Annotated in this window: 17 protein-coding genes; 2 read left to right on the top strand and 15 right to left on the bottom strand. The window is 61.9% G+C overall.

Annotated elements, in window-relative coordinates; translation table 11 throughout:
• Nucleotides 1-87: 87 nt before the first annotated feature.
• The 8 genes from ASB57_RS07245 to ASB57_RS07210 form a co-directional block, all read right to left on the bottom strand.
• Complete coding sequence (locus tag ASB57_RS07245) at nt 88-645, bottom strand: RNA 2'-phosphotransferase (protein WP_057651622.1); 558 nt, start codon at nt 643-645, stop codon at nt 88-90.
• A gap of 175 nt (nt 646-820) precedes the next feature.
• Entirely contained in the window at nt 821-2,551 is a 1,731-nt protein-coding gene (locus ASB57_RS07240) for an ABC transporter substrate-binding protein (protein WP_057651621.1), read from the bottom strand.
• Between the two features lie 103 nt (nt 2,552-2,654).
• Nucleotides 2,655-2,963 (bottom strand): DUF2160 domain-containing protein, encoded by a 309-nt coding sequence (locus ASB57_RS07235; protein ID WP_057651620.1) that lies wholly within the window; start codon nt 2,961-2,963, stop codon nt 2,655-2,657.
• Nucleotides 2,964-3,041: 78 nt separating this feature from the next.
• On the bottom strand, nt 3,042-3,854 hold the full coding sequence (locus ASB57_RS07230) for a carbohydrate ABC transporter permease (protein WP_057651619.1): 813 nt from the start codon (nt 3,852-3,854) through the stop codon (nt 3,042-3,044).
• Nucleotides 3,847-4,737: a carbohydrate ABC transporter permease gene (locus ASB57_RS07225; RefSeq protein ID WP_057651618.1), complete on the bottom strand. Its 891-nt coding sequence runs from the start codon at nt 4,735-4,737 to the stop codon at nt 3,847-3,849. The genes ASB57_RS07230 and ASB57_RS07225 overlap by 8 nt, the downstream gene beginning before the upstream one ends.
• The gene (locus tag ASB57_RS07220) at nt 4,734-5,822 is read right to left on the bottom strand and encodes an ABC transporter ATP-binding protein (protein ID WP_057651617.1); all 1,089 of its coding nucleotides are present in this window, start codon (nt 5,820-5,822) and stop codon (nt 4,734-4,736) included. Before ASB57_RS07220 ends, ASB57_RS07225 begins: the two co-directional genes overlap by 4 nt.
• Nucleotides 5,822-6,910, bottom strand: coding sequence for an ABC transporter ATP-binding protein (locus ASB57_RS07215; RefSeq protein ID WP_057651616.1), 1,089 nt, complete (start codon nt 6,908-6,910; stop codon nt 5,822-5,824). The genes ASB57_RS07220 and ASB57_RS07215 overlap by 1 nt, the downstream gene beginning before the upstream one ends.
• 122 nt (nt 6,911-7,032) lie before the next feature.
• The gene (locus ASB57_RS07210; RefSeq protein WP_082621428.1) at nt 7,033-8,073 is read right to left on the bottom strand and encodes a DNA-binding protein; all 1,041 of its coding nucleotides are present in this window, start codon (nt 8,071-8,073) and stop codon (nt 7,033-7,035) included.
• 251 nt (nt 8,074-8,324) lie between these two features.
• Here ASB57_RS07210 and ASB57_RS07205 point away from each other — a divergent pair, with 251 nt between their 5' ends.
• The gene (locus tag ASB57_RS07205) at nt 8,325-9,452 is read left to right on the top strand and encodes a DUF4272 domain-containing protein (protein WP_082621427.1); all 1,128 of its coding nucleotides are present in this window, start codon (nt 8,325-8,327) and stop codon (nt 9,450-9,452) included.
• 71 nt (nt 9,453-9,523) lie between these two features.
• Here ASB57_RS07205 and ASB57_RS07200 read toward each other — a convergent pair whose 3' ends face one another.
• The 7 genes from ASB57_RS07200 to ASB57_RS07170 form a co-directional block, all read right to left on the bottom strand.
• Nucleotides 9,524-10,246, bottom strand: a complete 723-nt coding sequence (locus ASB57_RS07200; protein WP_197424984.1) for an ABC transporter ATP-binding protein — start codon at nt 10,244-10,246, stop codon at nt 9,524-9,526.
• Entirely contained in the window at nt 10,233-10,985 is a 753-nt protein-coding gene (locus ASB57_RS07195; RefSeq protein WP_057651614.1) for an ABC transporter ATP-binding protein, read from the bottom strand. The genes ASB57_RS07200 and ASB57_RS07195 overlap by 14 nt, the downstream gene beginning before the upstream one ends.
• 3 nt (nt 10,986-10,988) lie before the next feature.
• A complete protein-coding gene (locus tag ASB57_RS07190; protein ID WP_057651613.1) occupies nt 10,989-11,942 on the bottom strand; it encodes a branched-chain amino acid ABC transporter permease in 954 nt (317 codons plus the stop codon).
• On the bottom strand, nt 11,935-12,804 hold the full coding sequence (locus ASB57_RS07185) for a branched-chain amino acid ABC transporter permease (protein WP_057651612.1): 870 nt from the start codon (nt 12,802-12,804) through the stop codon (nt 11,935-11,937). The genes ASB57_RS07190 and ASB57_RS07185 overlap by 8 nt, the downstream gene beginning before the upstream one ends.
• A 25-nt stretch (nt 12,805-12,829) precedes the next feature.
• The gene (locus ASB57_RS07180) at nt 12,830-14,008 is read right to left on the bottom strand and encodes an ABC transporter substrate-binding protein (RefSeq protein WP_057651611.1); all 1,179 of its coding nucleotides are present in this window, start codon (nt 14,006-14,008) and stop codon (nt 12,830-12,832) included.
• Between the two features lie 93 nt (nt 14,009-14,101).
• Nucleotides 14,102-15,586 (bottom strand): FAD-dependent tricarballylate dehydrogenase TcuA, encoded by a 1,485-nt coding sequence (gene tcuA / locus ASB57_RS07175; protein ID WP_057651610.1) that lies wholly within the window; start codon nt 15,584-15,586, stop codon nt 14,102-14,104.
• 24 nt (nt 15,587-15,610) lie between these two features.
• Entirely contained in the window at nt 15,611-17,092 is a 1,482-nt protein-coding gene (locus ASB57_RS07170) for an aldehyde dehydrogenase (RefSeq protein WP_057651609.1), read from the bottom strand.
• Between the two features lie 133 nt (nt 17,093-17,225).
• Between ASB57_RS07170 and ASB57_RS07165 the strand changes: the two genes are divergently transcribed.
• Nucleotides 17,226-18,155: a LysR substrate-binding domain-containing protein gene (locus ASB57_RS07165; protein WP_057651608.1), complete on the top strand. Its 930-nt coding sequence runs from the start codon at nt 17,226-17,228 to the stop codon at nt 18,153-18,155.
• Nucleotides 18,156-18,395 lie beyond the last annotated feature (240 nt).

The raw sequence follows: 18,395 nt of genomic DNA, 5'->3' as shown, positions 1-18,395 counted from the left end.
ACCGTATTTGGGTGCTCATCATTGCAGCGCCGCCGGCCATGAACCTACGCCGTTTCGGTACGCTAGCACCGCCCATTCGTGAGTCGGTTATTGCAGGTCGAGACTAAGAAAGCGCGCGGGCACCTGGTCAGCAAGCCACACGCCGTTCTCCGCCAAAAAGAACTTGTGACCCTGGGCGGACATTGCCTGCGCTTGCACCGCAAATACTGCAGGTGTCCCGTGACGTTTGCCGACGGAAATAGCTGTTTGAAGGTCGGCGGACAAATGGACGTATTGCCGTTCCCCTTTTCTCAGCCCCGACTCAAGTATCGAAGCCACGAAACGCGTGGCCGTACCGTGGTACAGGAGCGCGGGTGGCGTCAACTCCTGGAAGGTCCGCTTGACCTCGGACGCCGAGTGTCCTTGCACCGCACGAATCCGCTCTGAATCTTCAGAGATCTGGAATCGCTGCTTGGGGCTGGTCTCGACCACGGCTCGCACAAGGGCGTCATCCAGCACCCGGCCGTGTGCGGCGGAGGCGTCGATCAACGTCTTGATGTCCAGCCAACCTTCAGAGTCCAGTTCCACCCCAATCGAGTGGGGTTCATGGCGAAGGATATAGCTCAGATACTTACTTACCTGCTCGTGCTGCTGACTGCCGCTCATTTATCTCACGCCCAATTCGAAAAACTAGCCCCGCGTCCGGGCGGGGCTAAGGAATATTAGAATCTACATTTATTATTTATTATCCATTACTTACGCGTTATACGTGATGTGACTTCTTAGAAATTTAGGGGCAATTCGGCGACTGCCAGAACCCGTTCAAGAGTACAGCCACACCTCACCGCACCTTCCCCTCCTTCCAAGCCTGCAATAGTTTGTCATAGGCTATCGTCTCGCCCTTGGGCTTCTCATTCGCCAGTTTCTTCCACGGCGCATGCTCATCCGACAGCCACTTCGACGGGTCGCTGCGGGCGTTCAACTTCGGTGCGCAGTGCGCCATCCCTGCCCGCTCCAGCCGCGCCATGACCTGATCCATTTCATTCGCCAGGTTATCCATGGCCTGCTGCGGAGTTTTCTCCCCGGTCACGGCCGCTGCCACGTTGTTCCACCAGAGTTGCGCCAGCTTGGGATAGTCGGGCACGTTGTTGCCGGTCGGCGTCCAGGCCACCCGCGCCGGACTGCGGTAGAACTCTATCAGGCCGCCATAGTTCGCCGCGTTCTTGGTGAAGTAGTCACTGTTGATATCGCTGTCCCGAATGAAGGTCAGCCCCGTAATGGATTTCTTCAGCGATACGGACTTGGACGTGACGAATTGCGCGTAGAGCCACGCCGCCGACATTCGGTTCGGGTCGGTCGACTTGAAGAAGGTCCAGGATCCCACATCCTGGTAGCCGTTCTGCATGCCGTCCTTCCAGTACGGCCCATAGGGTGACGGCGCCATGCGCCACTTCGGCGTGCCGTCCGCATTCACCACCGGCAACCCCTTCTTGGTCATGTCGGCCGTGAACGCCGTGTACCAGAAGATCTGTTGCGCGATATGCCCCTGCGCCGGAACGGGTCCCGATTCCGAGAAGGTCATACCCATAGCCTGGGACGGCGCGAACTTCTTCATCCAGTCGATGTACTTGGTCAATGCATACACCGCGGCCGGGCTGTTGGTCGCCCCGCCCCGCGCCACCGACGCCCCCACCGGAGTGCACTTGTCGTCGGCGACCCGGATGCCCCATTCATCCACCGGCATCCCATTGGGCAAGCCCTTGTCGGCGGCGCCGGCCATGGAGAGCCAGGCATCGGTGAAGCGCCAGCCCAGGGAGGGATCCTTTTTCCCATAATCCATGTGGCCATAGATGCGCTTGCCGTCCAGTTCCTTGACGTCATTGGTGAAGAACTCCGCGATGTCCTCATAGGCGGACCAGTTCGTCGGCACGCCCAGGTCATAGCCATACTTGGCCTTGAACTTGTCGCGCAAGTCCTGGCGCGCGAACCAATCGGCCCGGAACCAGTACACGTTGGCGAATTGCTGATCGGGCAACTGATAGAGCTTGCCGTCCGGCGCCGTCGTGAAGCGCGTCCCGATGAAATCCTTCAGATCCAACTCGGGATTGGTGTATTCCTTGCCTGCGCCCTGCATATAGTCGGACAGCGGCAGGATGGCACCGTACCGGTAATGGGTGCCGATCAGGTCGGAATCGGAAATCCAGCCGTCGTAGATGGACTTGCCGGACTGCATGGACGTCTGCAGCTTCTCGACCACGTCCCCTTCCTGAATGATGTCGTGGTTGACCTTGATCCCCGTGATTTCCGCGAAAGCGCGAGCCAAGGTTTTGGACTCGTACTCGTGGGTGGTGATAGTCTCCGACACCACATTGATTTCATTGACCCCCTTGGCCTTGAGCTTGGCCGCGGCCTCGATGAACCATTTCATCTCGGCCATCTGCTGGTCCTTGGACAGCGTCGAAGGCTGAAACTCGGCATCGATCCACTTCTTCGCCTCCGGTTCTCCGGCCCATGCGCCCTGTGTTCCGATCAGGGCGATGGCGGCCGCCACGGCATGCATACGCAATTTCATGACTGTCTCCTCGGTAGCCTTCCCCAGGGGTAAGGCGGACAGGGCCGGGGAAAGCGGGGGCCTTGGTCCGTAAAACCATCGGGCACTCCTCGGGCGGGAGCTGCTAGCCCTTGCGCAGGATGAACGCCAGCAACAGCATGGAGATCACGAAGCTGATCCACACCGACGGCGGCGTTTCCAGCGAAAACCACGTAGCGAAACGTTCGTCCAGGCCCACGAACAGCAGGTTGACCCAGGCCGCGCACATCAAACCGATGAACAGCCGATCGCCCCGCGTGGTGGCAATCGGCAGGAAGCCTTTACGCAAATGCGTGGGCGAACGCAGCTCGAACAGCGTCATCCCCACCAGCATCAGCACGATGCAGGCGAAAAATATGGCGACGGGCAGCGTCCAGACCATCCAGTTCAACATGCGAGTCTCCTTCGATACCCCTACTGCCAGACACTGGTGATGCCACGCGCGGCAGCAACGCCGACCGCGCGCGTGCTGCTAGACCCGCCCCATGGCGAATCCCTTCGCGATGTAATGCCGCACAAACCAGATGACGATGGCGCCAGGAACAATGGTCAGGACACCAGCGGCAGCCAATACGCCCCAGTCCATCCCGGATGCTGAAACGGTCCGCGTCATGGTGGCGACGATGGGCTTGGCGTTCACCGACGTGAGGGTGCGCGCCAGCAACAGCTCCACCCAGCTGAACATGAAGCAGAAGAACGCCGTCACCCCCACCCCCGCCTTGATCAGGGGCAGGAAGATGGTCAGGAAAAAGCGCGGGAAGGAATAGCCGTCCACATATGCCGTCTCGTCGATCTCCCGCGGTACGCCGGACATGAAACCTTCCAGGATCCACACCGCCAGCGGCACGTTGAACACCAGATGTGCCAGGGCCACGGCAAGGTGCGTGTCCATCAGGCCCAGGGCGCTATACAGCTGGAAGAACGGCAGCAGAAAGACCGCCGGCGGCGTCATGCGGTTGGTCAGCAGCCAGAAAAACACATGCTTGTCGCCGATGAAGCTGTAGCGGGAGAACGCATAGGCGGCCGGCAGCGCCACCAGCAGCGAAATCACCGTGTTGATAACCACGTAGATAAGGGAGTTGATGTATCCCGAATACCAGGACGGGTCGGTGAAAATGGTCTGGTAGTGACGCAGGGTGAAATCGTGCGGCCAGAGGGTCAGCGAGCTGACGATCTCCGTATTGGTCTTGAAAGACATATTCAACATCCAGTACAGCGGCAGGATGGCGAAGACCAGATAGACGATCAGGAACGCACTGCGCCAGATGATGGGCTTGTCACGCATGGACGTTCTCCTCGTCGGCCGCGCCCGAGGTGCCGGCGCGTTGAATCCAGTTGTAGAGGATGAAGCACAGCAGCAGGATGATCAGGAAATAGACGATGGAAAACGCCGCCGCGGGTCCCAGGTCGAATTGCCCCACGGCTTTTTGGGTCAAATATTGGGACAGGAAGGTCGTGGCATTGCCCGGCCCGCCTCCCGTGAGCACGAAAGGCTCGGTGTAGATCATGAAGCTGTCCATGAAGCGCAGGAGCACGGCGATCATCAGCACCCCACGCATCTTGGGCAGCTCGATATAGCGGAACACGGCCATCCGCGATGCCCCGTCGATGCGCGCCGCCTGGTAATAGGCCTGGGGAATCGCCCGCAATCCGGCGTAGCAGAGCAAGGCGACCAGCGGGGTCCAATGCCAGACATCCATCACCAATACTGTCAGCCAGGCATCCAGGACATTGCCGGTGTAGTTGTAGTCGACGCCCATGCCGGCCAACGCGGCGCCAAGCAAGCCGATATCGCTGCGGCCGAAGACCTGCCATATCGTGCCGACCACGTTCCAGGGTATGAGCAGCGACAAGGCAACCACGACCAGGACCGCCGACGCCCGCCAGCCTTGCGCAGGCATGCATAGCGCCAGCAAGATACCCAGGGGAATCTCGACCACCAGCACCGCCACGGAAAACCCGATCTGCCGCCACAGCGCGTTGTGCAACTCTTCGTCCTGCAACACAGCGGCGAACCACTCCGTTCCCACGAAGACGCGGCGGTCGGGCGCGATGATGTCCTGTACCGAATAATTGACCACGGTCATCAAGGGCAGGATGGCGGAGAATGCCACGCTCAAGACGACAGGCAGAATCAGGAACCAGGCTTTCTGATTGATCGGTTTCATGGGATCAATGCCTCGTCGCGGTAGAAACAGGTCTTGGGATTCAGCACCGACAGCCACGCCACGCTGCCAGGTGGCGTGGCCTCGCTGTCCAAGGGCAGACGGGCCCGGATCACATGCTGTTCGAAGGTACCCGTAAGCAGCAGATAGGTACCCACATCCTGCAAGCGGGTAACGGTCACCGGCAAGGCGCCGGGCGCGTCCTCGGGCCGCGGATTCGTGAACTCCGGGCGCACGCCCAAGGTGAACTCACCGGCCTGCGCCAGGTTGCGGGCAAGCGCCGGCGCCAGGCCGGTCAGACGGCGCGAACCCACCTGGATTCCATCCTGAACCCAGCGGGCGGGCAGGAAATTCATGCCCGGCGATCCGATGAAATGGCCGACGAAGGTATGCGTCGGCCGCAGGAACAAATCGTCCGCGCTGCCGATCTGCACCACCCGGCCCCGCGACATCACCACCACCTGGTCGGCGAACGTCAGCGCTTCAGTCTGGTCGTGGGTGACGTAGATGAGCGTCAGCTTCAGCTCTTTGTGGATCTCCTTGAGCTTGCGCCGCAACTCCCACTTCAGATGCGGATCGATCACGGTCAGCGGCTCATCGAACAGGACGGCCGAGACGTCACTGCGGACCAGCCCCCGTCCCAGCGAAATCTTCTGCTTGGCATCCGCGGCGAGGTTGCGCGCGCGGCGGTCCAGGACAGGCGTCAGATCCAGCATTTCAGCGATCTGCCCTATCCGCGCGCGTACCTGGTCCTCCGGAATCTTGCGATTGCGCAACGGAAAAGCCAGGTTCTGCGCCACCGTCATGGTGTCGTAGACAACCGGAAACTGGAAGACCTGGGCGATATTGCGCTCTTGCGGCGTCTGCCCGGTGACGTCGTGCCCGTCGAAGCGTATGGTTCCGGACGACGGGCGCAGCAGGCCCGAGATACAGTTCAACAGGGTCGTCTTGCCGCAGCCGGAGGGTCCCAACAGCGCGTAGGCGCCGCCGTCCCGAAAGGTGTAGTTCAAGGGCAGCAAGGCATAGTCTTCGTCCGAGATAGGATGTGAGACGTACGAATGCGACAGATCCAGTTCGATGCTGGCCATTACGCCACCTCGCGCGGCAATTCGCGGTACGAGGGCGCTACCAGCAGATCACCGGCGGCGTCGAAGGCATAGGTCTGAGCAGGATCGAAGTGCAGCTGGACACGCGTGCCCAACTCGAAGCGATGTACGCCGGACAGTTGCGCGACCACGTCGCCGTCGGCGGTGGTGGCATGCACGAAGGTGTCGGACCCGGAGATTTCCGCCAGTTTGACCGCCCCTTCCAGCGCCACGCTGCCCGGCCTTTGCTCCAGGCGCAAGGCGCCGGCGCGCAATCCCGCCATGATGTCGGCGCGGCCGGCGCTCGCCGGCAACTCGCGCTGCACGCGCAGACCGCTGCGCAACACGAAACCCTGACCATCGCGCCGGGCCTGAAAGAGGTTCATGGGCGGGTCGCTGAACACCCTTGCCACCCGAATCGAGCGCGGGCGATGAAAGACCTCCGCCGTCGGGCCGTATTGAAGCAGCTCGCCAGCATCCAGGACGGCCGTATATCCTCCCAGCAACAAGGCTTCAGCAGGCTCGGTGGTCGCGTAGACCACGGTGGAGTCGCCCTCCTCGAACAGGCCTGCGAGCTCCTCGCGCAGGGATTCCCGCAATTTGTAGTCGAGGTTGACCAAGGGCTCGTCGAGCAGGACCAGGGGCGCTTCCTTGACCAGCGCGCGGGCCAACGCCACGCGCTGCTGCTGCCCGCCCGACAGTTCGGCTGGATATCGGTCGAGCAGATGGTCGATATGAAGCCGGCTGGCCATGGCGTGCACCCGCTCGTCCACTTGATCGGCCGAGCGCAGCCGCAAAGGCGACGCAATGTTGTCGCGTACGGTCAGCGAGGGATAGTTGATGAACTGCTGATACACCATGGCGACGTTGCGTTCGCGCACGGGGACCCGGGTAACGTCGGCCCCGTCGACACGCACGGTGCCTTGGCTGGGCCGATCCAGGCCGGCCATGATACGCATCAATGACGTCTTACCGGCCAGGGTCACGCCCAGCAGGATAGTCATCGCCCCCGGGTGGGGAGCCAGGCTCATCGGATAAAGCAGGACTTGTGATCCTGCTTTCTGTTGTACGTCTTCCAACGTCAGCTGCATCGCGTCTCCTGGCGAAAAGCTGCGGGCTTTCATTCTGCTTTTGATGAGGTTGTACTGAAAGCGCGGAAGAAAGACAACGGTGAAAGCGCGAACTCGCGTCAGAAGTGGGTCGACGCGTATCTTTATTTGCGATGGATAGGGTCCGAACGCGCGGCGACCTGCATCAGCAATTCAATCTGCCGGTCCTTCGCGGCCAGCTGTTCGCGCAAGGTGTCGTTCTGGGTGATCAACTGGGCGGAAGACTGGTCCGCTTGCGTCCTGGCGGCATGGGCGGCATCGGCGGCGGCTTTCAGTTGCGCGCTCAGCATATCGGCATTGGCCTCGGCCGACTCCGCCCGCCGGGCCTGCACGACGTTTTCCCCGCGGACCTGTGCCAGTCGCGCCTGCAGCTCCGTAACCTGGGACTGGAGTTGCGCCCCTTGGGACTGGAAGTTGGAGACCTGATTCTGAAATTGCTCGACAGTCGCTTCGGCGGCCTTTCGGGTTCGGTCCAATTCCTCTTGCGCCTTCTTCAACCCCTGGCGTTGCGTGTCGATTTCACCCAACCAGCGCTTTTCATGGGCCGAATGGCGTGCTTCGCTGGCCGCCAAGGCCTCCCGGCTGACCGCTTGTGCCTCGCGCAGGGCCTGCTGCCCGGCGGCGACCTGCTCCTGCAGGCTGGCCAGGCGCTGATTCAGGGTCTTCAGGGCACCGGCGTCCTCGCGTGCTTGCCGTTCGGCGCCGCGCAGACGTTCCTCGGCGGCCTCGGCCTGGGCTCGGGCCGCTTGCGCCGCCGCTTCCAGATCGCTTTCCCGGATGCGCAGACGAACTTGCTCCTGCGCGAGCGCCGCCTGGTCCGTGGCGATCTGGGTCCTGGCCTGGGCCAGCTCCTCGCGCTCCCGGGCGGACGCAAGCACCCATTCCTCGCGGGCGGCCGCCAAGGCTTGTTCCCAGATTTGCTCGACCGCCCGTCCGACAGCATCTGGAATCCCTGTGGAACGCCCCTGCCCGCCTACCAGCCGCTCGCTTAGCCCGCGGAACCAGGCTTTGAGATGCGGGCCGACCGTATTGGGCGAGCCACGTCCCAGATGCAGGCGTACCCGTTCTATGGTCGGCTGCTCTCCGGCTTTCAATAGTGCATCCGCCGCTGCCCAGACATCCGAAGCTTGCACGCCAGTGGCCATGACTTTCCTCTCTCAACCGTCGGGATGTCCAAATGCTGGCCATCCGCCTTCAATCTGATTTCTAGGTTGGATAATTAAAAGTTATCCTACCTAGAAATGCATATATGTATTTTATACTATGTATGCTGTCTTTTATAAGACACCAAAAAACAGAACAAGCCTCAAAAACGCACAAACGAACCTGATACAGTCACTTCGGCCCGGCGCCGCCGCGCTGCCATCAAACAACCGAATCCCTGACCAGGTAAACGATGCTCGAACGACTCAAGAAGCTATTGGGCGGATCCCAGCCTGCTGCCAATGGCGGCACTCAATCCAACGTGGCCGCTGGCGCCGCGCCCGTCGCGGACGAAGCGATACTCGTCAATGCCTATGGCACCGTGGCAGCCCTCCCGCCCCTGAACTTCCCCCATGAGCTGCTCGGCAAAAGAGACCTCAGCGACCCTGAGCTCCCCGGGCACCTGCAAGGTTTCGTGGGATACGTGCTGAATCGTGGCGATGGCCAGATGACGCGCTCGCGCTACCACCTGATGCGCCACCTGCAACGCGTGCAACAGCACGTCAGCCTCTCGTTCGCGACCGAGCATCAAGCCGCATTTACCCAATGGGCCGAGCAGGCGAACGCGGTCATGTTCCTGACGGACGGCAGCGTGCGCGATCCGCAGGGGCGCGTGGTCATAGACGCAGCGGGAAACCAGGATGAGCAGGCGCAGATTCCCTATCCGCGAGCGGCGTGGGATCGCAAGTCGCGCACTGAGGCGCTGTTGGAACAACACGGCATCCGCGTGTCTCCCACCCTGCCCCCGCTGATCAGCGAGACGGAAGTGCAACTGCGTCCCGCCGCCGAAGTCGCCGGACGCGCGATGGCCTTGTTGGTGGTAGCCGCGCGCGCCGAAAGCCTGAACAGCCCCGAGGGTCCGGTGCCCATAGAGCAACTGAAAGAGCGCGTGGCGCCCGCCTTCCGCTATCTCACGCCAGCCGAGCAAGCATTTCTCGATGAAGAAACTCCATCCGAGAAAGCGACCGTGCAGATGACGTGGCGCTATGAAAGCCTGGCGCTGCTTGGATGGGCGCTCGGCCTGCTGCCGACCTTGTCACTGCCACCCGGCATTTGCGACGTGCCCGGGGTGGTCCGCACCTTCCTGGACACGGTGTCGGGAGAATGGCCGGCCCAAGCCCAGTTGCGCCCTGCCACTGAGATCCTGGACGCGCTCGACCTTTACTACCGCCTTCACTGGGTCACGCGCGAAGCCTCGTTAGGACGAGGCAATCCGCCGGCCGAGTTCCTGCCCGGTGTCATCCAGGAGCGCCACTACGCGCTGAATTGGCTGGTGAGGTTCGAAAACGCGGATTGGGACGACGTCGATACGCCGACCTGATACCGCTGCATCATCATGCGGAAACGCTGCGAACGCCGCGCGGCCAGGTCGGCCATGCGGCGATGCCGCGCTTACAGGTAAAACTCCCGCGCCAAATGCTCGTGTTCGCGCTCCAGTTCATTGGCCAGACCTTCCGCCACCACCTGCCCGGCACGCAGCATATAGAAACGGTCGACCACGCGCGCGGCCAGCCGCATGTTCTGCTCGACCAGCACCAAGGCCACCTCACCTTCACGCTTTAGCGCCTGCATCATCGCGCCGATTTCCTGCACGAACAGGGGCGACAGCCCCGCCGACGGTTCGTCCAACAAGATGATGCGCGGCTCGGCCATCAAGGCCCTGCCGATGGCCAGCATCTGCTGTTCACCGCCGGACATGGTGTTGGCCCGCTGGTCAAGCCGCTCCTTCAGCCGGGGAAAGTAGCCGAATACCCTGTCCAGATTGCGCGCATGACGCGACTTCGCGCGCGCCAGGCAACCCAGGCGCAGATTGTCGCGCACGCTCAGCTCGGGGAACAGGTCGCGGTCCTGCGAGACCTGCAGCAGGCCCGCTCGGGCGACCCGATGCGGTGCGCCGGACTTCATCGTCTCGCCGAACAGGGTGACTTTGCCGGAATCGTGCGGCAGGAATCCCGACAAGGCATTCAATAGCGTCGTCTTGCCCGCGCCATTCGCACCCAGCAAGCCCACCGCCTCGCCTTTACGCAATTCGATATTGATGCCGGCCAGCGCGGGCACGCGACCATGCCGCACCGCCAGGCCGGCCACTTCAAGGAGGACGTCATTCTTGACCAAGATAGGCCTCCAGCACCGCTTTGTTGTTGCGCACGGCTTCGGGCTCGCCCTCTGCCAAGCATTTCCCATAATTCAGGACCAGAATGCGATCCGAGATCGCCATGACCAAATCCTGTACATGTTCGACCAGCACGATGGCGATCCCCTCCTTGGCCAGCATCCGCAACACGGTTCCCAGATGTTGACGGTCGCTGGGCGACAAGCCCACGGCCGGTTCGTCCAGCATGATGAGTCGGGCATCGACCACCAGCGCCCGCGCGATTTCGACCAGACGCTGCTGTCCGAAGGAAAGATCGCCGGCAATACGGTCCGCCAACTCGGCTATACCCAAACGTTCCAGAATGGCACGCGCTCTGGCGACGGCTTCCCGTTCCGCCCTCCGCGCCGAGGGCGCTCCGATCACGGTTCGCCAGAATGTATGAGGAATGGCCAGTTCGAGTCCGGTCAGCACGTTTTCCAGCACGGTCATCTCGCGCAAGATGCCGTTGTTCTGGAACGTCCGCCGGATGCCAAGTCTGGCGATGTCGTCCGGCGTGCGCTCCAGCAAGGAATCGCCCTGGTAGGATATTTTCCCCTCGGCGGGCCGCACAAAGCCGGTAATGGCATTGAATGCAGTCGTCTTGCCCGCCCCGTTGGGGCCCATCATGGTGAAGATCTCGCCCTGCTCCACCTGGAAGGACAAGTCGTTGACAGCGGTGAGCCCAGCGAAGCGTACAGTCATGTTTTCGACGCGCAGCATGGACTACTCCTGGTACAGGCGCTCGCGCGCGCCGGGAATCCGATCGGCGATCAAGCCGCCGATGCCGCGCGGCATGAGGAACAGCACCGCCATCAGCAGAAGGCTGAATACAATTTCCTCCAGCCCCGGAAAATTGCGCAGCAACTCCGGCGCACCGGTCAGCAAGACCGCGCCGATGATGGAGCCGGCCAGGCTGCCCAGCCCGCCTATCATGACGATGGCGAAGTGCATCAACATCTGGGACAGGCCAAACGTATCCGGCGAGACCCGCCCATTCAGCAGCGCATACAAGCCACCCGCCAGACCGACGATCAGGCCGCTCCAGGCGAATGCCACGACCTTGGTGCGCAATACCGCCACGCCCGTGGATGCTGCCGCGGCCTCGTTGTTGCGCACCGCAACGAAAGCCCGGCCGATGCGCGACTTCACCAGAAAGCGGGTCGCCCCCAGGCCCAGCAAGGTGACCAGCAGAAAGACGTAATACTTGCCCGTCTCGTTCAGGCCACGGCCGAACAGCACAACCTGCGGCACGTTGAAGCCGCTCGCGCCATAAGTAACGCTGTCGGCGTGCACGTACATCCAGCGCATCAACTCGCCGAACGCCAGCGTCACGATTGCCAGGTAATAGCCGCGCACACGCAGCGCAGGCAGTCCCACCAGCGCGCCCGCCAGGCCACCGACCACCGCCGCCGCAACCAGCGCCAACGGATACGGCAGCCCCAGATGCGCCATCGACAAGCCCGCCGCATAGGCGCCGATGCCGAAGAACGCCGCGTTGGCGAAGGCCAGCTGGCCGAGATAGCCGATCACCACGTTGAAGCCGATGGCCGCAAGGCTGTAGACCAGCATGGTGTTGACGACGAACTGCACGTAATTGTTCACCGCGAGCGGCAGGACCAGCAGCAGCGCGAACGCGACCAGCCAGAGCAGCCTGTTTTTCTTGTGAGGTTCAGACACGGGCGCGCCTCCAGTTACCAAGCAATCCCTGCGGGCGTATCAGCAGCACGATGATGATGACCACATACGCCGTGATTTCCACCAGCGCGCTGGATACATAACCGCCCGCCAGATTCTCCACCACGCCAAGGGTGATTCCGCCCACCACCGCGCCGGGCAGCGAGCCGAATCCTCCCAGCGTCATGGCGGCGAAGCCGCGCACCAGCATGTGTCCGCCCATGTCCGGGTACACGAGGGTATTGGGCGCGATCAGGATGCCCGCAAGCGCGCCCATGGTGGCACCCGCTCCCCACATCAGGTTGCGCAGCAGGGGCACGTTGATGCCTGACAGCGACGCGCCACGTGGGGTTTCGGACGCAGCCTCCACCACCTTGCCGATCTCGGTCTTCTGGAAGAAAAGATAGGACGCCACCACAACCACAAGCACCACGCCCATGATCAGCATGTCCTGCGGCGTCAGCACCACGTCACCGAAGAACACCGGGTCGCCTGCCAGCAGGGGTGGCAGGGCTACCACCTCCCTTCCGTAGAAGAATCGCGCCACGCCCTTGAATAGATAGGACAACGCAACCGTCATCATGGCCAGGCTGATATGCGGCGCATGCTGCAGCGGCCGCATCAAGCCACGCTCCACCGCCATCCCCACGACGAACAGCAGGCTCAGGGAAAAGAGAATGCACCAGCCATACCCCCATCCCAGGGTTTGCAAGGGCACCAGCACCGCGAACGCCCCAAGCATGAAGAATTCGCCATGGCAGAAATTGACTATGGTGGTGGAGCGGAAAAGGATGGTCATCCCCAAGGCGATGAGGGCGTAGACGCACCCCACCGCGACCCCGCTGACGATCAATTGCGCGAGCATGATGGCTTATCGTCCTCCGTACAGGTCAGAGCGCTGACGGATAGTTGGAGACGATGGTGGGCTTGCCATCCTTCATATAGATCATCTTGCCCTGCTTGATGCCCGCGTGGTCCTGCTGCGTGAAGGTCAACGGCCCGGACTGGATGCCCGGATCGAAGTCCTTGAGCTTGTTCAGTTCCGCGATGAACTTCTCGCGCGTCAGGTCCGGTCCGGCATTCTTCAGCGCCTGCACCACCGCCAGCGCTCCCGTCATACCCATGAAGCTCAGGGTCTCGACCGGGTCCTTGGGATGGGCCGCCGCGTAGATGTCCTTCCATTTCTTGAAGCCTTCCGCATCGAGCGTCGCCGACAAGGGATAGAACACGTACAGCTCCTTGGTGGCTGCCGGGTTGCCGACGCGCTTGACCATATCCTCCAGCGACACACCCTGGGTCGCAACCGTCGGTGCCTTGATGCCGTATTTATTGGCATCGCGCAGATAGATCGTGAGCTCGGGCGGATACAGGATGGCCAGCACGGCGTCTGGTTTCGCGGCGCGTAAGCGCAACAGTTGGGACGTAGCGTCCGTACTGCCACGTTCCAGGTACACGGTTTCGACAGGCTCAATGCCCTTGGCCTTCAGCGCCGCGATGGCAGGTTCGATGTGAGATTTGCCCCACTCATCCGAATGGCTGATGATGGCGATGCGCTTGGCGCCCGGCTTGCTCAGCGCGAAGTCCACCATGGAATTCGCCACCGTGGCCGTGGTCGCCACCGGGTGGAAGATATTCGCCTGGAATGGCGAGGAAATAGCCGTACTGGCCGCGCCCAGCACCATGAAAGGCAAGTCAGCGTGGTTCTTCAGCTCAGGCTTGATCGCCATCACGGTGCCGCTGCACCAGCCTCCATGGATCATGAAGACCTGATCCTGGGAGATCAGCTTCTTGGTCGCGGCGATGGTCTTGTTGGGATCGCAGGCATCGTCTTCGACAAGGACCTCGATCTTGCGGCCGTTGATGCCGCCGTTATCGTTGACGTTCTTGTAGATCGCCGTGGCGCCCAGCAAAGGCAGCGAACCGACAGCGGTCGGCCCTGTCAGCGGGCCGAACATGCCGATCCGTATGGTGTCCTTGGTGACACCGGTGGTTTCGGCGGCGTGGCTGGTAAGCGGCAGCAACGCGAGCGCCGCCACCGCCAGACCATGGCGCAGGGATTTGCTTAGCATGATTGTCTCCTTCGATATCTCGTATCGTTTTTTGAATCGGTCCGCCTCGGGGACGAACCGCTTACCACCCTGCACACCTCACCTGCCGCTCCATTAACGCTGAGCTTGTGCCAGCCTGGCGGCCTCCTCGCCGGACAAGCGTCCGAACACCGCGCCACGCAGCACCGACGTCGCGCCGGTGTACGTTCCGTAGTAAAGGCCCACGGTCTCGCCGGCCGCATAAAGCCCGGGGATAGGATCGCCGTCCGTATTGAGCACCTGGCTGCGCGTGTTCACTTTCAAGCCGCCGAAGGTGAAGCAGTTGCCGCAAATGATGGGATAGGCCATGAATGGCGCCCGATCGATGGGCCGCGCCCAGTTGGACTTGCGCGGCCGGTAGCCGGCGCGCGTCGCCAGGCCATCGGTCTTCAGCGGGTCGAAGGCGCCGTCGCCGCAAGCTGCGTTATACGCATCCAGCGAGGTCTGCAGGTCGCCGGCATCGACTTCCAGCGCGGCTGCCAGTTCCGCCACGCTGTTGGCGCGGATAGGCGGCTGGTCCGAACGCACACTGCTGCGCCAATTCGGGACGTCGTCGATGCGGGAATCGAATATCGCCCAGGCGATGCCGTCCGGCTGTTCATGGATCACACGGGTGATCGACTCGTAGGTCGCATCCACCGTGGCCGGCGCCTCGTCGATGAAGCGCTCGCCGCGCTTATTCACCAGTACGCCATAGTTGAAGACCAGCACGATGGGCTCGGGCGCGCCGGAACGGGGATCCAGCGGCTCGGCGTGGAATTGGCCGAAATCACCGGACGGCGCTGCCCCCGCGGCCAACGCCATGCGCAAGCCCTCGCCCTTGTTGTAGTACCCGCCCCGTGCCACGGGTCGTATATAGCGTGCGCGCGGTCCCAGATATTGGGCCAGCATTTCAGGATTGCCCTCGAAACCGCCGCAGGCCAGGACGGTGGCCGGTGCGTGCAGTGCAAAGGGACGTGCATCCGGCCCCGTGGCGAGTATCCCGGCAATGGTGCCGTCTTCCCCGCGCAGGAATTCGCGAGCCGTGGTGCGGTAGAAGAAATCCGCGCCGTTCTTTTCAGCCCAGGCAGCCAGCGCCTCGACCAGCGCCAGGCCGCCGCCAACCGGCCCCATGCGGCTGGTGCAGGTGGTGATGAAATAGCCCGGCAGAAAATCGAAGCGCACGCCAAATGTCTTGAGCCACGCGATGGCCTTGCCGGCATTGTCGGCAAACGTCGTGATCAACTCAGGATCGGCGAAGCCCAGCACCTTGACGATGGTCGACCAGTTCTCATAGGCGCCGGCGGATTCCGCCACCAACTCCGGGTCCAGATAATGGCCGGCATTCTCGGCAAAGTGCGCTTCGAAGTCGTCGGCGACCTCCGCCTCGCTTTTCATGCGCATCATGGCTTCGGTCCAACGCGTGTTGCCGCCGCGATCCTCCAGCGGCGCGCGCTCCAGTATGGCCACGCGCGCGCCGGCCTGCATCGCGGTGACCGCGGCGCTCAGCCCCGCAATGCCGCAGCCCACCACCACTACGTCATATTTTCGTTCTGTGTTCTTGATATTTGTCTCACTCATATCCACTCCCGGGACGTCAGGTGGTCAGTATTTGCGCACGAAAGGATTCGGCATGTCCAGGTCGGAGGACATCCAAACGCTCTTCATCTCCATATACTCCTTCACCGACTCGAACCCGCCTTCGCGCCCCAGGCCGCTGTCCTTGTATCCGCCAAATGGCGTCATATAACTGGTGGAGCGATAGTTGTTGATCCATACCGTGCCTGCACGCAGCTTCTCCGACATCAGCATGGCGCGATGCAGGCTCTTGGTCCAGACGCCGGCGGCCAGGCCGAAACGAATGTCATTGCCGATGCGCACGGCGTCCGCTTCGTCCTTGAACTTCAATACCGCCAGCACCGGTCCGAACACTTCCTCCTGTGCGATGCGCATATCGTTTTTCACATCCGCGAAGATGGTCGGTTCGACGAACTGGCCCGCGCCATACTCCGCGCCGGACAAAGCGCGGCCACCAGTGACGCAACGTGCGCCCTCCTTCTTGGCGATATCGATGTATTGCAGGACCTTCTCGTATTGCGGGCGCGTGGCAACAGGGCCGATCTGCGTATCGGCTTTCTTGGGATCGCCGATCTTGGCCGCACGGGTGATCTTCTCGATCTTCGCCAGGAACTCGTCGTGTATCGATTCCTGCAAGAGCAGCCGTGAGCCCGCCATGCACGTCTGGCCGCCGGCGGAGAAGATGCCGGTGATGACGCCGTTCGCCGCGCGATCCAGGTCCGCATCGTCAAACACGATATTGGGCGATTTACCACCCAGCTCAAGCGATACTCGTTTCAGGCCTTCAGCCGCCGTGGTGTACACGCGCCGTCCCGCCGCATCGCCGCCCGTAAATGCTACGCGGTCCACGTCCGGATGACGGATCAGCGGCTCGCCCACTTCGGCGCCGAAGCCGGTCAGCACATTGATGACACCAGGCGGAAAGCCCACTTCCTTGGCCATCTCGGCCAGCACCAGGAGGGAAGTCGGCGTGAATTCCGACGGTTTGCAGACGATGGTGTTGCCTGCGCAAAGCGCAGGGCCCAACTTCCATGCCGTCAACAACAAGGAGGAATTCCACGGGGTGATACTGGCCACCACGCCGATCGGCTCGTAGCGGACCGTGTTGAACACGCCCGGCTTGTCCATCGGCACGACATGCCCCTGGATCTTGTCAGCCAAGCCGCCGTAGTAGTAGAAATACTTGGCGCAATACTTCACCTGGCCGAGCACCTCGCTCATCAGCTTGCCGTTGTCCCGGCTCTCCACTTCCGCCAGGCGCTGCGCGTCGCGTTCCACCAGCTCGCCAAGTTTGTAGATCAGCCGGCCACGATCGCTGGCCGACATGCGCGACCAGGGGCCTTCGTCGAACGCCGCCTTGGCGGCAGCTACCGCCCGATTCACGTCCGCGGCACGGCCGCGCGGCACCTGCGCCCAGGGCTTGCCGGTGAACGGATCATCGGTTTCGAATGACTCACCCGCCTCCGCGTCGACCCATTCGTTGTTGATGAAAAGCTTATAGCGCTCCATTTGTCTCGACCCTCTTCAATTGCGGTTATCGAATCAGTTCGTCGATTATGATCAGGACAAACACGGGACGTAACTGATGATTCATCAGCAATTGATGCGGTTTCGTCATCGATCTCGCTCGGGAGGAGACCCCATGAGACGCAAGATCCCAAGCACCACGGCGCTGGCCATCTTCGAGGCGGCGGCGCGCCACGAGAATTTCGCTCGTGCCGCGGACGAGCTTTGCCTGTCCGAAAGCGCGGTCAGCCGCCAGATCGGCGCGCTGGAGAACTATCTGGGTGCCAAGCTGTTCACCCGGGTCGGACGGCAGGTGGTATTGAATGACGCTGGCCGCTACTACTCGACCCGCGTGGCCCCTCACCTTGAAGAGATCGAACTGCACACGCAGGCCCTGATGGCCAATCGCGGCGCGGGCGGCATTCTTGAACTGGCGGTGATCCCGACATTCTCCAGCCGCTGGTTGTTGCCGCGTCTGCAGGAATTCCGGGCCCTGCATCCGGACATCACCATCAACTTCAGCGAAAAACCCGAGCCTTTTCTCTTTCGCGGCACGCATTTCGATGCCGCGCTGCATTTCGACCATCCTGCCTGGACCGGCGTCGTCAAGTTGGAACTCTTCGACGAGGAAGTCGTTCCAGTCTTGAGTCCGCAACACTACGATTTAGGACTGCTGAACGACCCGAGCGACCTCGGTCGTCTCACACTCTTGCATAAGGCCGGCAAGAACGACGTATGGCGCCGTTGGTTCGACACCTGCGGCGTGCGAATCGACCGCCCCCTGCAAGGCATGCGCTTCGAACTGTATTCGATGGTCATCGAGGCTGCGTGTTCCGGCTTGGGCGTGGGCCTGGTGCCCCGCTTCTATATCGAACGCGAACTGCAGCGGGGTGACCTGGTCATTCCCTTCGACGTCGCGGTCAAGCATGCCAAGCGTTATTGCCTTGTGTATCCCGAATACAAGAAAGACTCGCCCGTGGTGATCGCGTTCAGCGAGTGGGTGCAAGATCTTGCGCAGCGGTTCTTGGTTGAACATGCGGCCGCTCCCACGAAAGTCGCGGCATAGCTGTAGTCACGCCACACTAGGACATTCCCCTATTCCGCCACGGGCTTGCCCCGCCCGGCGCGGACCGCTTTCGCCGCGGCGGTGGGCATCGCAGCATGCTCTGCCCCAGGTAAATCGACTTCCCCTCCCCCTCAAAAAGCCAATCGCTGCCCCCAGCCTTCTAATTTCGGCAAAGATTCTTTGATGAATCTCTAATTGCTGTATGGCTCAGCCGTCTCTAGAATTTTTCCAACATATGGG

Origin of the sequence: Bordetella sp. N, from assembly GCF_001433395.1 — a bacterium.
Lineage (GTDB): Bacteria > Pseudomonadota > Gammaproteobacteria > Burkholderiales > Burkholderiaceae_B > Bordetella_C.
Note: the sequence above shows the minus strand (reverse complement) of the source record. Positions and strands in the feature narration are given on the sequence as shown.

Bases quoted from the DNA above. Each gene is read 5' to 3' on its own strand.
- ASB57_RS07180 (WP_057651611.1), bottom strand. From the start codon at position 14,008: ATGCTAAGCAAATCCCTGCGCCATGGTCTGGCGGTGGCGGCGCTCGCG.
- ASB57_RS07215 (WP_057651616.1), bottom strand. From the start codon at position 6,910: ATGCAGCTGACGTTGGAAGACGTACAACAGAAAGCAGGATCACAAGTC.
- ASB57_RS07235 (WP_057651620.1), bottom strand. From the start codon at position 2,963: ATGTTGAACTGGATGGTCTGGACGCTGCCCGTCGCCATATTTTTCGCC.
- ASB57_RS07185 (WP_057651612.1), bottom strand. From the start codon at position 12,804: ATGCTCGCGCAATTGATCGTCAGCGGGGTCGCGGTGGGGTGCGTCTAC.
- tcuA (WP_057651610.1), bottom strand. From the start codon at position 15,586: ATGAGTGAGACAAATATCAAGAACACAGAACGAAAATATGACGTAGTG.
- ASB57_RS07225 (WP_057651618.1), bottom strand. From the start codon at position 4,737: ATGAAACCGATCAATCAGAAAGCCTGGTTCCTGATTCTGCCTGTCGTC.
- ASB57_RS07165 (WP_057651608.1), top strand. From the start codon at position 17,226: ATGAGACGCAAGATCCCAAGCACCACGGCGCTGGCCATCTTCGAGGCG.
- ASB57_RS07210 (WP_082621428.1), bottom strand. From the start codon at position 8,073: ATGGCCACTGGCGTGCAAGCTTCGGATGTCTGGGCAGCGGCGGATGCA.
- ASB57_RS07230 (WP_057651619.1), bottom strand. From the start codon at position 3,854: ATGCGTGACAAGCCCATCATCTGGCGCAGTGCGTTCCTGATCGTCTAT.
- ASB57_RS07220 (WP_057651617.1), bottom strand. From the start codon at position 5,822: ATGGCCAGCATCGAACTGGATCTGTCGCATTCGTACGTCTCACATCCT.
- ASB57_RS07245 (WP_057651622.1), bottom strand. From the start codon at position 645: ATGAGCGGCAGTCAGCAGCACGAGCAGGTAAGTAAGTATCTGAGCTAT.
- ASB57_RS07195 (WP_057651614.1), bottom strand. From the start codon at position 10,985: ATGCTGCGCGTCGAAAACATGACTGTACGCTTCGCTGGGCTCACCGCT.
- ASB57_RS07205 (WP_082621427.1), top strand. From the start codon at position 8,325: ATGCTCGAACGACTCAAGAAGCTATTGGGCGGATCCCAGCCTGCTGCC.
- ASB57_RS07170 (WP_057651609.1), bottom strand. From the start codon at position 17,092: ATGGAGCGCTATAAGCTTTTCATCAACAACGAATGGGTCGACGCGGAG.
- ASB57_RS07240 (WP_057651621.1), bottom strand. From the start codon at position 2,551: ATGAAATTGCGTATGCATGCCGTGGCGGCCGCCATCGCCCTGATCGGA.